Source organism: Kitasatospora sp. McL0602 (assembly GCF_052076145.1).
In the GTDB taxonomy this organism is placed as follows: domain Bacteria; phylum Actinomycetota; class Actinomycetes; order Streptomycetales; family Streptomycetaceae; genus Kitasatospora.
Window position 1 is genome coordinate 5,803,388 of record NZ_CP197246.1, and the last position, 12,868, is coordinate 5,816,255.

The 12,868-nt window shown below is 73.0% G+C and carries 13 protein-coding genes; 6 read left to right on the forward strand and 7 right to left on the reverse strand.

All coding sequences use genetic code 11. The features are described from left to right. Positions 1–21: 21 nt before the first annotated feature. From ACR68M_RS26370 to ACR68M_RS26385, 4 genes are all read right to left on the reverse strand, one after another. A complete protein-coding gene (locus tag ACR68M_RS26370; protein ID WP_441246606.1) occupies positions 22–2,388 on the reverse strand; it encodes a protein kinase domain-containing protein in 2,367 nt (788 codons plus the stop codon). Positions 2,389–2,507: 119 nt separating this feature from the next. Beyond that, positions 2,508–3,059, reverse strand: a complete 552-nt coding sequence (locus ACR68M_RS26375; protein WP_441246607.1) for a hypothetical protein — start codon at positions 3,057–3,059, stop codon at positions 2,508–2,510. 45 nt (positions 3,060–3,104) lie between these two features. Continuing rightward, entirely contained in the window at positions 3,105–3,620 is a 516-nt protein-coding gene (locus tag ACR68M_RS26380) for a SigE family RNA polymerase sigma factor (RefSeq protein WP_441246608.1), read from the reverse strand. A 104-nt stretch (positions 3,621–3,724) separates the two neighbouring features. Continuing rightward, on the reverse strand, positions 3,725–4,627 hold the full coding sequence (locus tag ACR68M_RS26385) for a LysR substrate-binding domain-containing protein (RefSeq protein ID WP_441246609.1): 903 nt from the start codon (positions 4,625–4,627) through the stop codon (positions 3,725–3,727). A gap of 72 nt (positions 4,628–4,699) precedes the next feature. Between ACR68M_RS26385 and ACR68M_RS26390 the strand changes: the two genes are divergently transcribed. Continuing rightward, entirely contained in the window at positions 4,700–5,593 is an 894-nt protein-coding gene (locus ACR68M_RS26390; RefSeq protein WP_441246610.1) for a dihydrodipicolinate synthase family protein, read from the forward strand. 105 nt (positions 5,594–5,698) lie between these two features. Further along, positions 5,699–6,727 carry an aspartate-semialdehyde dehydrogenase gene (locus tag ACR68M_RS26395; protein WP_441246611.1) on the forward strand — a complete coding sequence of 343 codons (1,029 nt, stop codon included), beginning with the start codon at positions 5,699–5,701 and terminating at the stop codon, positions 6,725–6,727. Positions 6,728–6,822: 95 nt separating this feature from the next. Here the strand turns inward: ACR68M_RS26395 and ACR68M_RS26400 are convergent, their stop codons facing one another. Further along, positions 6,823–7,578 carry a hypothetical protein gene (locus tag ACR68M_RS26400; RefSeq protein WP_441246612.1) on the reverse strand — a complete coding sequence of 252 codons (756 nt, stop codon included), beginning with the start codon at positions 7,576–7,578 and terminating at the stop codon, positions 6,823–6,825. A 225-nt stretch (positions 7,579–7,803) separates the two neighbouring features. Here ACR68M_RS26400 and ACR68M_RS26405 point away from each other — a divergent pair, with 225 nt between their 5' ends. The 4 genes from ACR68M_RS26405 to ACR68M_RS26420 all read left to right on the forward strand — a co-directional run bounded on the left by ACR68M_RS26405 (position 7,804) and on the right by ACR68M_RS26420 (position 11,579). Next, complete coding sequence (locus tag ACR68M_RS26405) at positions 7,804–8,976, forward strand: NYN domain-containing protein (RefSeq protein ID WP_441246613.1); 1,173 nt, start codon at positions 7,804–7,806, stop codon at positions 8,974–8,976. Between the two features lie 68 nt (positions 8,977–9,044). Then, a complete protein-coding gene (locus ACR68M_RS26410; protein WP_441246614.1) occupies positions 9,045–10,058 on the forward strand; it encodes an ABC transporter ATP-binding protein in 1,014 nt (337 codons plus the stop codon). Then, positions 10,055–10,867 (forward strand): ABC transporter permease, encoded by an 813-nt coding sequence (locus ACR68M_RS26415; RefSeq protein WP_441246615.1) that lies wholly within the window; start codon positions 10,055–10,057, stop codon positions 10,865–10,867. Before ACR68M_RS26410 ends, ACR68M_RS26415 begins: the two co-directional genes overlap by 4 nt. A 58-nt stretch (positions 10,868–10,925) precedes the next feature. After that, positions 10,926–11,579 carry a hypothetical protein gene (locus ACR68M_RS26420; protein WP_441246616.1) on the forward strand — a complete coding sequence of 218 codons (654 nt, stop codon included), beginning with the start codon at positions 10,926–10,928 and terminating at the stop codon, positions 11,577–11,579. 283 nt (positions 11,580–11,862) lie between these two features. Here the strand turns inward: ACR68M_RS26420 and ACR68M_RS26425 are convergent, their stop codons facing one another. Together ACR68M_RS26425 and ACR68M_RS26430 are read right to left on the reverse strand one after the other, a co-directional pair. Further along, complete coding sequence (locus ACR68M_RS26425) at positions 11,863–12,330, reverse strand: hypothetical protein (protein ID WP_441246617.1); 468 nt, start codon at positions 12,328–12,330, stop codon at positions 11,863–11,865. 131 nt (positions 12,331–12,461) lie between these two features. Further along, positions 12,462–12,854 (reverse strand): hypothetical protein, encoded by a 393-nt coding sequence (locus ACR68M_RS26430; RefSeq protein ID WP_441246618.1) that lies wholly within the window; start codon positions 12,852–12,854, stop codon positions 12,462–12,464. Between the last annotated feature and the right edge of the window lie 14 nt (positions 12,855–12,868).

Below are 12,868 nucleotides of genomic sequence, written 5' to 3' on the forward strand. Positions count from 1 at the left end.
GTCCCTTGGTCACACCGTTGGTCACACAGGCGGGAGGGCGTAGATCCGCTCGCCCTGGGCGGCGATCAGGCGCTCACCGTCGGTGGCGAGCTTCCAGTCCAGGGTGTCCGTCAGGCCGTTCTGGTAGGTCCAGATGATCTTGTGGGTCTTGGTGTCGACGGCGTTGATGCCCTTGTTCGGGGTCGCGACGAAGAGTGTGTCCTTGACCACGACCGGGGACACGGACATCGAGCACTCGCCCGGCATCGGCATCCGCCAGAGCTCGGTGCCGTCGGCGGACTTGTAGGCGATCAGCACCGCGTCGGTCTTCGGGGTGACGACGGTGCCGCCGAACGACACCGTCTGCCCGCCCAGCACCACGTACACCACGCCGTCCGCGACGGCCGCCGGGCTGTACCAGACGTGGCTGCCCGGGGTCGGGGTCTTCACCCAGCTCTGGGTGCCCTTGGTGATGTCGACCGCCTGGATGCCGTTCGCGGCGGAGGAGGTGAACACCCGGTCGCCGTCCGAGACCAGCGGGTAGTAGGCGCTCTGCGAGTCCGTCTCGGCGAACCAGAGCTGCGCGCCGTCGGTGGTGCTGCGGGCGACGAGGTTCTTCTGCGAGTCGGCGTAGAGCAGGGTGTTCTTCGCGAGCAGCGAGTTCACGTAGCTGTCGGCGGTGGCCTTGCGCCGCTGCGTCCACACCACCGAGCCGTCCTTGCGGGAGACCGCCATCATGCCCGGGGTGGACTTCTCGTCCATCTTCGGCAGGCCGGAGGAGTCCAGCGGCAGGAACGAGCACATCGCGTAGACGAACTTGTCGTCGGCCGCGAACACCATGTCCGAGGTGACCTCCTCGGTGGCGCCCGGCTTGGTCTTGGGGTCGAACTTCCACAGCACCGAGCCGGTCGGCCCGTCGAGCGTGACGAGGTCCAGCACCGAGCCGTAGGTGACCGTGCCCCCGGCCGCCGCCAGGTGACCGGCAGCGGCCTCCGGCTTGCTGTACTTCACGGTGCCGTCGGACAGCTGGAGCGCGTACAGGCCGTCGCCGCCGAGGTACACCAGCTCACCGGCGACCAGCGGCACGCCCTGGCCGAGGGAGTTGGTGGCGAGCTTGTACGTCCACAGCGGCTCGGGTGCGACGCCGGGGGCGTGCGACTTGGCGGTGGCGGGAGCGGGGCTGCCGCTGCTCGCGCTGCCCGTCGGCTTCGGCGGCACCGGGCCGGGGGTCGGCTTGCGGTCGCCGTTGAGGGCCCAGAACGCGGCGCCGCCGAGGCCGGCGAGCACGACCGCGCCGCCGCCGGCCAGCAGTAGGCGGCGGGACAGGGCACCGGTCTCCTGGGCGGGCGGGGCCTCGGCGGCAGCCGGAGCGGCTGCGGGGGCGGCGGGCGGCTTCGCGCCCAGGCGCATGGTGCCGCCGGCGGGGATGCCGGACGGGATGCCGGTCTCGGTCGCCGGGTGCGCGGTCGCCGCCCGGGGGTCGGCGGGGGCCGCCAGGCTGCCGCGCGCCGGGGTCTCCATGTCCATCACCTCGGCGGCGTGCGCGGCGATGTCCGAGGCGACGGCCGCCGGGAGCCAGGCCGCGCGGGCCAGCTGCTGCCCGGCCCCGAGCAGCCCGGCCAGCTCGCCGGGGGTCGGCCGGTCGGCCGGGTTCTTCGCCAGGCAGGCGGCGATCGCCGGGCGCAGCCCGTCCGGCAGCCCGGTGAGGTTGGGCTCGTCGTGGATCACCCGGTAGAGCAGTGCGGCGGTGGAGTCCGACTCCTGGCTGAACGGGCCCTGCCCGGTCGCCGCGTACACCAGCACCGCACCGAGGGCGAAGACGTCCCCGGGCGGGCCCATCGGGGTGCCGCTGACCTGCTCGGGGCTCATGAAGCCGGGGGAGCCGACGACCAGCCCGGTACTGGTCAGCCGGGAGCCCTCGAGGGCGCGGGCGATCCCGAAGTCGATCACCCGGGGGCCGTCGGTGGCCAGCAGGACGTTCGAGGGCTTCAGGTCACGGTGCACGATCCCGGCGGCGTGAATGGCCGTCAGCGCCTCGGCCAGCCCGGTGCCCAGCGCCCGGACCGAGTCGGCGGGCAGCGGCCCGTGCTCGGCCACGGCCTCGGTGAGCGAGGGGCCGAGCACGTACGCCGTCGCCAGCCAGGGCTGTGACCCGTCCCGCTCGGCGTCGACCACCGGCGCGGTGTACTGCCCGCTGACGGCCTGTGCGGCGGCGACCTCGCGGCGGAACCGCTCGCGGAACTCCTGATCCTCCGCCAGCTCGGCCCGGACGACCTTCACCGCCACCGTGCGGCCGCCGCCCGAGCGGGCCAGGTACACGCGGCCCATCCCACCGGCTCCGAGTCTCGCGAGCAGCCGGTACGGACCGACCTCGATGGGGTCGGTGGGCTCCAAAGGCTGGACTGGCATGCTGGTTGCTCCCCCGTAGTGCGGCGCCGCGGCCCGAGCGGCAGGGCGCGTGGTTGACGGCAGAGGGTATCCCAGCGGCGGTGGCGGGCGTCGGGCGGCCAGCGGCTTCGCCAGTGGCGTCACTCGTCCCAGAGGGGGCTGCGGGCGATGGTCTGCCAATCGGTCAGGGAGAGCGCGGTGCCGGGGCCGACGGCGAGGACGAGGTCGGTCCCGGTAGGCTGCCGGGCCTGGACGAGGTAGCCGGTCTGCTGCTGCCCGGTGGGGTCGGACGGTTCGGTCCAGCGGAGGGTGACGGTGAGTGGGACGGGCCCGCTGCCGTCGTCGTACGTGAGGGTGACCGCGGCGCGGGCGGCCGGGTCGTGCGGGGCGGCGACCTGGCGGAGCGTCGCCCCGGCGGGGAGCAGCGCGGCGAGGGTGCCGACGAGGTGCTCCTCCGTCACGTCGGCCGGCCGGCTCGCGGGGGCGGCCGGGCCGGTGCGCAGGTCGAGCGCGGCGCTGCCCCAGACCAGCCCGGCCGTCGCCAGCGCGGCGCCGGCCAGCTGCCCGGCCCGCCGCACCACCCTGCGCCGCCGCCCCCGCCGGGTGGCCTCGGCGACCATGACGGCGACCGGGACGGGAAGGACGCGTACGGTCTCCTCGAACATCTCGCCGAGTCGGTCTTCAAGTTCCATAGCCGGTGTTCCTTGTGTCGGTTGTGGTCTCGGGCACGGCCGGTCTCAGTCCCGGAAGAGCACTTCGCGGTCCTCGCCGAGGATCTCGCGGAGCTTGCCCAGCGAGCGGCTGCTGAGGCTCTTGACCGCGCCGAGGCTGCAGCCGAGGATCTCCGCCGTGTCCTCCAGGCTGTGGTCGTCCAGGTAGCGGAGCACGACCACCGCCCGGTTCCTGGGCGGGAGTTGGCGCAGCGCGGCGATCAGGGTCAGCCGCAGCTCGGGCGAGCCGGAGCGGCCCGCCGCCGGCGCGTAGTCGCCCGGTTCGGCGACGACGATCTCGCTCTCGCGGCGCAGCCTGCGCTGCGAGAGGTAGGTGCGCAGCAGCACCTTGCGGGCGTACGCGTCGAGGGTCGGTTCGTCCCCGCCCTGGCGCAGCCGCCCCCAGACGGCGTACATCTTGGCGAGGGTGGTCTGCACGAGATCCTGGGCCCGGTGCCAGTCCCCGCACATCAGGTACGCGACGTGGAAGAGCCGGCGTGCCGCGTCGCCCGCGAACTCCTCGAAGTCCCGTGCCTCGTCCATCCCCTGAGCCCCCGTCTGTGATCCCTGCCGTTCTGGATAAAGCACGCGGCGAGCACGGCTTTGGTGTCACGCGGATGTTCGAGGTGGTGACTCACCCCGTCCGCTCAGCGCAGCTCCGTCGGCAGGGCGGCCTTCAGCGCACTCGTGAAGGCTGAGATCGCCGGGTGCACCCCCGCCCCGCTGCGGTACGCCGTCCTCGTCCGCCGCGCCGTGGCCAGCCGGGTCAGCACCACACCGGCGGGCGGGGCCGAGGCCCCGAGCTGTGGCACCAGCGCCACGCCCTGCCCGGCGGCAACCAGCGCGAGCACGGTCGCGAAGTCGTCGATCTGGTGCCGCACCCGGGGGCTGAACCCGGCGGCCTGGCAGGCCCGGACGGTCATGGTGTGGCAGAGCGTGCCCGGCGGGGCGGTGATCCACGGCGACTGCCGGTGCCCGGCGACGGTCTGCGGGCCGTCCCCGAGCGTCGCCAGGTACATCGGCTCGGTGAAGACCGCCTCCCCGCCGAGCCCGGCCTCGGCCTCCCGGGGGACGAAGTCGTACTCGTGCACCAGGGCGACGTCCAGCTCCCCGGCCCGCAGCGCGGCCGACACCAGGGCCGGGTCGACCTCCGTCACCATCGGCTCCAGCCCGGGGTGTTCGCGGGCCAGCACGGCGAGGGTGCCGGGGATGATCGCGCGGGCCGCCGACGGGTAGGTGCCGATCCGCAGCGGCCCGGCGAGCCCCTCGCGGGCATCGGCGAGCTCGGCCCCGGCCTGCTCCAGCAGCTCCAGCACCGCCTCGGCGTGCCGGACGAGATTCTGCCCGGCGGGGGTGAGCGCGACCCGGCGCCCGGTGCGCTCCAGCAGCGGCACCCCGGCCTCCCGCTCCAGCACGGAGAGCTGCTGGGAGACGGCGGACGGGCTGAAGGAGAGCGCCTCCGCCACGGCGGCGATGGTGCCCCGGTGGGCGAGTTCGCGCAGCAGGCGCAGGCGGCGTACGTCGAGCATCGGCCCCTCCTGGGTGAGCATCGGCTCAGCTTACGAGAACCGTCGGAAATATGAACTGGACCTGCACGGTCGGCAGGCCGCAGGCTCGTACGCATGGAACTTCACGGCGTGTACGTCCCGCTGGTCACCCCCTTCGCCGCCGACGGTGCCTTCGCCGCCGAGGAGGTCAAGGCACTGGAGGCACTGGCGCACTCCCTGCTGGAGGAGGGCGCCGCCGGGCTCGCCGCGCTCGGCACCACCGCCGAGGCCGCCGCCTTGGACGAGGCCGAGCGGGCCACCGTGATCGAGGTCTGCGGCCGGGTCTGCCGGGAGCACGGCGTGCCCCTGATCGTCGGCGCGGCCGGTGGCGACTCCCGCTCCACCGCCCGCGCGGTCGACGCCGTCGCGCAGGCGGGGGCGGCCGCCGCGCTGGTGACCGTCCCCGCGTTCAGCCGGCCCGGCGAGGCCGGGGTGATCGCCCACTTCGAGTACCTGACGGCGGAGTGCGACCTCCCGCTGGTCGTCTACAACATCCCCTACCGCACCGGCCAGAGCATCGGCGCGGCGACGCTGCGCACGATCGGCTCGCTGCCCGGCGTGGTCGGCGTCAAGCACGCCGTCGGCGGCATCGACCAGGACACCGTCGACCTGCTCGGCGACACCCCCGAGGGCTTCGCCGTGCTGGCGGGCGACGACCCGTACTTCTCCGCGATGCTCGCGCTCGGCGCCCCCGGCGGCATCCTGGCCTCCGCGCACCTGGCCACCGGGCGGTTTGCCGAGCTGGTCGAGGCCTGGCACGGCGGCGAGCTCGCGCAGGCCAGGGAGCTGGGCCACCGCCTCGCCGCGCTCGGCGCCTCCTGCTTCACCGAGCCCAACCCGGGCGTGATCAAGGGCGTCCTGCACGCCCAGGGCCGCATCCCGAGCGCGGCCGTCCGGCTGCCGCTGCTGCCCGCGAGCCGGGCAGCCGTCGCCCACACCTTGGACCGCCTCGCCGAGCTGGGCGGCTGAGCAGGCATGATGGCAGGGTGCGGGCCCTGATCGGCCCGGCCGGCACCGCCAACACCCTCGATCGAGTACACCGCTGGACGAGTTCAACACTGGAGGAGAAGCCTGATGAGGATCGGCATCGTAGGAGCGACCGGACAGGTCGGCGGCGTAGTGCGCAGCATTCTGGCGGAGCGCGAGTTCCCCGTCACGGAGCTGCGCCTCTTCGCCTCGGCCCGCTCGGCCGGGCGCACGCTGCCCTGGCAGGACGGTGAGGTCACCGTCGAGGACGCGACCACGGCCGACTACAGCGGCCTCGACATCGTGATCTTCTCGGCCGGTGGCTCCACCTCCAAGGCCCTCGCGCCGAAGGTCGCCGCGGCCGGTGCCGTCGTGATCGACAACTCCTCCGCCTGGCGCCGCGACCCCGAGGTGCCGCTCGTCGTTTCCGAGGTCAACCCGGACGCGATCGCCAACCGCCCCAAGGGCATCATCGCCAACCCGAACTGCACCACGATGGCCGCCATGCCGGTGCTGCGCCCCCTCCACGAGGAGGCCGGGCTGACCGCGATGGTCGCCACCACCTACCAGGCCGTCTCCGGCTCCGGCCTCGCCGGTGTCGCCGAGCTGCACACCCAGGCCTGCAAGGTCGCCGAGGCCGCCGACCAGCTGACCTTCGACGGCGAGGCCGTCGAGTTCCCCGAGCCCGCCGTCTACCGGCGCCCGATCGCCTTCAACGTGGTGCCGCTGGCCGGCTCCATCGTCGACGACGGCTCGGCCGAGACCGACGAGGAGCAGAAGCTCCGCCACGAGAGCCGCAAGATCCTCGGCATCGCGGACCTCAAGGTCTCCGGCACCTGCGTCCGCGTCCCGGTCTTCAGCGGCCACTCGCTCCAGATCAACGCCCGCTTCGAGCGCCCGATCACCCCCCAGCGCGCCGCCGAGCTGCTCGCCACCGCCCCCGGCGTCGAGCTCTCCGAGATCCCCACCCCCCTCCAGGCAGCGGGCAAGGACGCCTCGTACGTCGGCCGCATCCGCGCCGACGAGACGGTCGAGCACGGCCTCGCGCTCTTCCTCTCCAACGACAACCTCCGCAAGGGCGCGGCCCTCAACGCCGTCCAGATCGCCGAACTCGTCGCCGCCGAACTCAAGGGCTGACGCTAAGCCACCTGCGGAGTCAGGGGCGCGGGGAACTGCGCGAAACGGAAGGTGCGGGGCCGCGCTTACCGCCTCGCGCACTTCCCCGCGCCCCTTCAGGAGACGGGCAGCTCCGGCGAGACTGCGTCGCCCGTCCACTTGTCCCCCGGCGAGTACCACTGGTACTCGCCGGGCCCGGTGACGCGGGTCTTCGCCCGGACGATGCCCGAGATGTCCGAGGTCGCCGTCGCCACTGTCGTCCAGAGGTTGCTGCCGCGCGGACGGAACTGCAGGTAGGCCGTCCCGTCGGGGTACCCGTGGTAGCGGTTGTCGCTGTAGAAGGCACGGGCCAGCCAGCCCTCCACCGCGATCTCCTGCCCGGCGGTGGCGCCCTTCGGCACTCCGGAGCCCGTCATCCGGGCCGCCCGCTTGATCGAGAAGCCGCCCGCCGTCTGGCTGACGTACCGGTCCCCGTCGTTCGCCTGCACCTTGAGATCGACGAACCAGGTGCCGACCTCGTCGTTGAAGATGTCCTTCTTCACCGGGTCCACCGTCACCGTGCCCCGGCAGACCGAGGTCGTCGCCGACCCGGCCGTGCACTTCATCGGGCTCACCTTCAGCACCCCGTACGAGGGCCCCCACACCCCGATCGGGTCGATCCCCTTGATCCCCGACGCGTCGCTCGCCGTCACCACCAGCGGGAAGGTCACCTTGTCGACCGGCCCGACCAGCACCGACCGCCCGTCGTTGACGGAGACGGATTCGACGGTGGTGTCACCACGGGAGGCGTCCGAGGTGATCGTCGGTACCAGCAGCACCCCACCCGCCGCCACCACGGCGGCCGCGCCCAGCGCCACTGCACTCTTCCGCATCGGTTCTTCGGGTCTCCGGTCGTCCTTGTGCGACCGCTCGGCCCCCAGGTCGCCCGCCCACGCACGGTACCAGGCAAGATCCCGGGGCTTAGGTTCGCTGCCCGAACGCCGGGGTAAAGGAAGGCCCAATGGTCGTGCGGCCGGTGTCCCGGCGCCCCGGTGAGTGCGTGGGGGTGTGCCACGGACCTCCGGTGACGGGGCCGACCCGGAGGAAGAGGTGCGCTCGTGGACCGCTGCGTCGTCCTGGTGGATGCCGGATACCTGCTGGGGGCCTCGGCCAGTCTGCTGGCGGGGGAGCCGTCGCGATCGCGGGTGACGGTCGACCACACCGCGCTGATCGCCGCCCTGCGCGAGCGCGCCGAGGCCGAGACGGGCCTGCCGCTGTTGCGGATCTACTGGTTCGACGCCGCCCCCGACCGCCGCCCGCTGCCCGAGCACCGCCGCCTGCGGGTGCTGCCCCGGGTGACAGTACGGCTCGGCGCGCTCACCAGAGCCGAGGGCCGCCGGGTGCAGAAGGGCGTGGATGCCGCGATGCACGCCGAACTCTCCGAGCTGGCCCGCAACCGCGCCTGCGCCGACGTGGTGCTGATCACCGGCGACGGCGACCTGCTGCCCGGCATGATGTCCGCCAAGGAGCACGGCGTCGTCGTCCACCTCTGGGCCCTCCAGGCCGCCGACGGCGACTTCAACCAGTCCGAGGACCTGGTCGGCGAGGCCGACGAACGCCGGGTGCTCGACCGCGAGTGGATCGAGCAGGCGGTCAGGGTCCGCGAGGTGCCCGCCCAGTGCCCCGCCCCCGTCAAGGGCCTCGGTGCCGGTCTCGGCCCACGCCTCGGCCTCGCCGAGCTGCTCGCCGCCGAACCCGAGCCCGTCGAGGAGCCCGTCGCCGTCCCGGCCGCCGCCGCGCTGCGGGTCGTCCCCACGCCGAAGGACCTCGCCGCCCGCAGCACCCCCGCCGTCGGCCCGGTCTCGCTCGTCCTGCGCTGGTCCTCCGACCGCCACACCGACCGGCACGCCGACCGCCACGCCGACCCCGCACTGTCCGTGGAGCAGTACCCCACCCTCGCCCACCTCACCAGCTCCGAACAGCGCTGGGCCGACCGCGAGGAGGACATCACCACCATCGGCGGCGACCCCCACGAGGTCGGCCAGGTCTTCGCCCGCCGCTGGACGGACCGCCTCGCCGCCCCCGACCGCCTCGCCCAGCTCTGGGACGACTACCCCCGCATCCCGCACCGCCTCGACGGCGAGTTGCTCCGCTACGCCGCCCGCTTCGGCCTGCTCGCCCACAAGGACGACCAGATCGACGAACACGACCGCTACGCGATCCGGGCCGGCTTCTGGAAGGAACTGGTCACCCACATCCCCGGAGCCGAACTCCTCACCGCCGACGACTAGCGTCTGGCGCGTGCCCGAGGTTCACCCCTTGTCCTGATCCGTCCGGCCAGCGCGTAGAGTCTTCGACCGTGAGCGACACCCACCGGCCGGCACCACAGGCCAGGCCGCAAGGGGACCTCGGCGGCCCCGCGTGCTGCACCGTACGAGACCTTGCCAAGACCTACCGCAGCCGAGGCACGACCCCCGAGATCCGGGCCAACGACGGTATCGACCTGGACATCCGGTGCGGCGAGGTCTTCGGGCTGCTCGGGCCCAACGGCGCGGGCAAGTCGACCCTCGTCCGCCAGCTCACCGGCCTGCTCCGGCCCGACCGGGGCAGCATCGACATCCTCGGCCACGACATCGTCCGCCACCCGGACCGGGCCGCCCGGCTGCTCGGCTACCTCGGCCAGGAGTCCACGGCACTGGACGAGCTGACCGTCACGCTGGCCGCCGAGACCACCGGCCGCCTGCGCGGCCTCAGCCGCGCCGCCGCCCGCGCCGAGACCGCCGAGATCCTCACCGAGCTGGGCCTGGAGCCGATCGCGGCCCGCCCGCTCGCCAAGCTCTCCGGCGGCCAGCGCCGCCTCGCCTGCTTCGCCGCCACCCTCGTCGGCGAGCGCCCGCTGCTCGTCCTGGACGAGCCGACCACCGGCATGGACCCGGTCGCCCGCCGCGCCGTCTGGTCGGCCGTGGACCGCCGCCGGGCCGAGCGCGGCACCACCGTCCTGCTGGTCACCCACAACGTGATCGAGGCGGAGACCGTCCTGGACCGCGTCGCGGTCGTCGACGACGGCCGGGTGATCGCCTGCGACACGCCCGGCGGGCTCAAGGCACTGGTCGACGGCGACGTCCGGCTCGATCTGGTCTGGCGCACCGAGGCACCCGTCGAGGTGCCCGCCGTCGCCCGGCTCGCCGAACGGGCCGAGCGCACCGGCCGCCGCTGGACCGTACGCACCACCCCGGAACAGGCCCGCGAGCTCGTCGCGGCCGTCACCACCGGCCCGGCCTTCGCCGCCCTGGACGACTTCACCCTGGCCACCCCGAGCCTGGAGGACGCCTACCTCAAGCTCGGTGGCCGCCACGAAGGGCTCGCCAAGTGACCCTGCTCGACGCCGCCCCCGACGCCGCTCCCCGGGCGGCCACGGTCGCGCCGCTGGCCCCCGCCGCGCGCCTGCTGCCCTCGCTGGCCGCCGTCTACCGTGCGCAGCTGGCCCGCGCCAAGGTCGCCCGCATCCCGCTGCTCTTCGTCGCGACCTTCCAGTCGCTCGGCATCCTGGTGATGATGCGCGGCGTGGTCGACCCGGGCGACAACCCGTCCGCCCACGCCGTCGTCGCGGGCTCCAGCGTCCTGGTGGTCGCCTTCGTCGCGCTCAACCTGCTCTCCCAGTACTTCGGCCGGCTCCGCGCCGACGGCGGGCTCGACCACTACGCCACGCTGCCGGTGCCGCCCGCCTCCGTCGTCCTCGGCGCGGCGGCGGCGTACGCGTCGTTCACGCTGCCCGGCGCGCTCGTCACGGCGGGCGTGGGGGCCGTGCTGTTCCAGCTGCCGCTGGCGCACCTGTGGGTGCTGCTCGCCGTCGTCCCGCTGGCAGGGGCGGCCCTCGCCGGGCTCGGCGCCACCTGCGGCCTGCTCGCCCCCCGGCAGGAGATCGCCACCCTGCTGGGCCAGCTGGGCATGTCGGCCGCCCTGCTGCTCGGCGTCCTCCCGGTCGCCCACCTCCCGGGCCCGGTCCAGTGGCTGCGCGACCTGCTGCCCTCCACGTACGGGGTCGAGGCGTTCGCCCGCACCTTCACGGCCGCACCCGACTGGGCGGCCGTCGGCGGCGACCTCGCCGTCTGCGGCGTGGCCGGCCTGCTCTCGCTCTCCCTCGCGACCTGGGCCTACCGACGCGTCGCGGTCCGCCCGTAACGGCGTCCCACCCCGGGGCCCTCCCACCTGCTGCGCGAAGTCATGAAACGATGGTCGGGTGACCGTACCGAACACCCCTGCGAGCCCTGACGCCGCACCCGACCCCTTCGCGGTCAACGACGACGCCCTCGAACAGCCCCCCCGGGGGCTGCGGCCCCTCCTTCCGGAGCTGGCGATCGGCGCGCTGATCACGGCCGTCGGCGCCCTGCTCGGGCTCCTGGTCGGCGCCCTCTGGCTCTGGCTGGCACCCCGGGTGATGTACGTCGCCGTCAGCTCCACCGCGATCCGGTACGTCGACCCCGAGGGCGAGCAGCGGGCGGGCGCCGACAGCGTCTTCACCCTGCTCGGCGTCGGCGCGGGCCTCCTCACCGCCCTGGTCGCCTTCCTCCTCACCCGCCGACGCGGCGGCGGCATCGCAGTCGCCACCGGCCTGGCCCTCGGCGGCGCGGGCGGCTCCCTGATCGCCTGGCGCCTCGGCCTCTGGCTCGGCCCCGGCACCAACGTCTTCGCCAACGCCAAGCACGCAGGCATCGGCACACCCTTCAGCGCCGCCCTCGAACTCGGTGCCAAGGGCGCCCTCCTCGCCTGGCCGATGACCGCCATGGTCACCCTCCTCATCCTCTCCGCCGCCTTCGGCAAACGCGAAGAAGACCCCCCGCCCTACTGGGCCGGCCCCCAATGGCAGCAACAGCCCCCGGCGGACGCTTCCTGACACGTCACCGGGTCGCGTCCGGTACCCGAGTCCTGTCTCCCTCGGTGGGCATCAGTCCGTGGCCTTGGGGTGGCCGGTTCCCGCGTAGGTGATCCAGGTGCTGGCGCTCGGGGCTGTCCGCCGCGTTCGGAGCGGAGCGGACCCTGCTTGAAGGCCCGATGCGGGTTGGCCGCGGCGTGGCGGGACAGGTGCTCCCAGCCGTCGGCGGCCTCGGTGTTGGCGAACCGGATGTCATACTCGCCGTCGACCGGAGGCGGTGCGGCCCGATCGCCTCGCTTCGGGCTCACTCGGTGACCTGGGGCATGGGGAGGGGCCCGAGGTCACCATCCGGCTCGCGGGTGAGGATGGCGAGCAGGGCCGGGTCCGCGTAGAGCTCGGCGCTGTGCCGCCACTGGGCGAGCAGGATCGCGAGCGGAGCAAGGTTCTCAAGGGATGCCGCGCCGCGTGTGGTGTGGACGAGCTCGGCGAGCAGCGTGTCCACGTCGTCCTGGGGGAGGAACGTGGCCCAGGGCAGGGCTTCGGGCAGCGCCTGACGCAGAGCGGTGAGGTTCTCGGTCCGCACCAGTCCGGCGAGGAGGCGGGCGGTGAAGTCGACGACCGTGGTGTCCTGCTCCAACTGGTCGACCCGCATCAGGGCCAGGTCCCCGGCGTCGCGCCGCCGCAGCGCCCGGACAGAATCTAGCCTTCGCGCCGTCGCGGCGGGATGGTGGAGCAGCTCACTGAAGGACACATCTTCATGGGCCACGGTCATGACAGGTTCGATCCCTGGAACCTCGATCTCCGTGATGCCGACCTCCCCGCACAATGCCGCCGCTACTGTCCTCGATCACCGTAGCTCATGGCACGAAACAGCCCTTGTTTGGTGAACGTGTGGTCGGAGCACTAGATCACTTCCATCTCGAGTCCGTATTGATCCCTCACATCGCTCGCCATATTCTCGCCAGAAAAATTCGGGATCGTTTGCTCCCACCAGCCCCAGCGGCCGGGAATGTCGAAGCCACCTTCAGTGATTCGCTTGAAAAGCAGGTCAATTTTGGTTACCTCTGCGATGAACCATGCGGTGTCGGGTGAGTCTTTGATGCCTGGAGCGTCGATTACGGCCTGCAGAAAACCTCTTACTGATAGGTCGTCCCAGTATTCAAAGAGGCTCGCTGAGTAGCCTTCCCGGCAGTCTTCCACAAAATCTGACCAAGCTTCGAGTGCACGTGCCGGAGTTTCCGGATGGCGTCGCCCTGAACTCCTGATGACTTCTCTGAATAGATCAACGAACGACAATTCAACCTCCGATG